This window comes from Streptomyces sp. NPDC002784 (genome assembly GCF_053592135.1).
This window is the reverse complement of record NZ_JBSFVD010000155.1, coordinates 1-1,714: the sequence shown is the minus strand read 5'-3', so window position 1 is coordinate 1,714 and position 1,714 is coordinate 1. Positions and strand designations below refer to the sequence as shown.

The following is a 1,714-nucleotide window of genomic DNA, read 5'->3' as shown; positions in this document are numbered from 1 at the left end:
ACCGCTGTCCGGCATGAAGGTGACGTCGACCCAGTCGTTGTCGGTCATGCCGAGGCCGTCCCAGAAGGTGCCGTCCGCGACGTCGATGCCGGCCGGGTTGGCGACCCGTCGGCCGAACTCGTCGAGCCCGCCGTTGTAGCCGCTCTGGTACGCGGCCTGGGCCTCGGGGGTGCCCTGCGGCAGGTCACGCCACATCTCGCGCTGCGCGGGCGGGTTCCAGTAGTCGTCGCGGGTGTTCCACGGACCGACGTCCCACACGGGCGCGGTCTCGCACCGCCCCTTGTAGCAGAGGCGTACCTGGTACTCGTGTCCGCCGTTGCCGGCCAGCATCCGGCGTGAGGGCAGGGCGACGAAGTGGTCGCGGGGCTTGATGACATGGCCGTTGGCGGTGGTGTGTCCTACGAGGCCCTCCCGGGTGGCGAAGAGCCGGTAGGTGGGCCCGGACGCGGTCGCCGCCCTGCCGTCACGCGGAAGCCGCGGCGCGGGCTGCTCGGCCGCGGCGGTGACGGTGACGGCACGGACGGTGGGTGACGCTCCACCGGGGACGCCGAGCAGGGTGAGCCGGGCCTGGAGGAGGGAGACCGCCTGCGGCAGCCTGACCTCGTCCGCGCCGCCCGTGGTCCGCCACTGCGTCCAGGTGCCCGGGTGGTTGCTGCCCCGGATCTCGGTCAGCACCTTCGTGCCGGCGGGGACGTCCGCCCGGGTGCGTACGGTGAACGCCGTGAGCTGGCGCCCGAGGCTCTTCCCGGGCGAGGTGTACACGGCGTGGGAGGCGCCGGGTTCCGACGGTGTCCGGTGCCGGCTGTCCTTGACGGTGAGCCCGGCCGCACGGCGGGCGACATTGCCCCGGTCGGCCTCCGGTCCCGCCAGGTCGATGCGCCAGCTGTCCTGCTGGGCGCGCGCGGAGGCGGGTGGCGCCGCCAGGCCCGTCAGGACGAGCAGCAGACACAGCAACGGCGTTGCCCACAGCGGCGTACGCCACTGGGCACGCACGGATGTGACAGACACGGTTTCCCCCTCGGTGGGTGCGACGACGGTCCAGGACTACCGCCCGCCGCGGGCGCCGTCTCTCCGCAAACTTCCGGATGCCCCTCGGGGCCGCCGCGCGCCTAGGGTCCGGGACCACTGCATCCCACGGCTCGTCAGAAGCCGTCATCTCAGGGGAGGAACCCACGTGCGTCTTGGTCTGCGCGGCATGAACCTGCGGGCCGGTCTGCTGGCCGCGGCGGCCCTGCTGCTGCCCCTCGCGGCGGCCGCCCCCGGTCACGCGGCGACGAACGGCTCCACCGCCGCCACCGCCTTCGCCGGCTCCTGCCCGGCCTCCGGCGTGATCACCCAGGGCTACAGCAGCACCCACGACGGTGTCGACATAGCGAGTTCGCTCGGCACCCCGATCCACGCCGTCGGCGCCGGCGAGGTCATCGCCTCCGGCCCGGCCCAGGGCTACGGCCAGTGGATCCGCATCCTGCACCCGGACGGCACGGTGACCGAGTACGGGCACATGTACCAGCGGGACGTCTCCGTCGGCCAGCAGGTGTCGGCCGGTCAGCGCATCGCCCTGATGGGCTCCGAGGGCGAATCCACCGGCGTCCATCTGCATCTGCGGGTGCGGGTCGGCACCTCCACCACGGTCCGCGGCATCGACCCGGTGCCGTACCTGCGCGACCGCGGAGTCACGCTGCCGTGCACGCCCGGCGGGGGCGGCGGCGGTGGC

At 73.6% G+C, this 1,714-nt stretch carries 2 protein-coding genes; one reads left to right on the top strand and one right to left on the bottom strand.

Features of this window, described 5'->3' with window-relative positions:
* On the bottom strand, nucleotides 1–1,008 hold a 1,008-nt coding region (locus tag ACWD1Z_RS37385; protein WP_451125367.1), incomplete at its 3' end, for an SH3 domain-containing protein.
* Nucleotides 1,009–1,174: 166 nt separating this feature from the next.
* On the opposite strand from ACWD1Z_RS37385, the gene ACWD1Z_RS37380 reads away from it, so the two are divergent.
* Nucleotides 1,175–1,714 (top strand): M23 family metallopeptidase (locus ACWD1Z_RS37380; protein ID WP_451125365.1); only part of this gene is annotated, 540 nt, incomplete at its 3' end.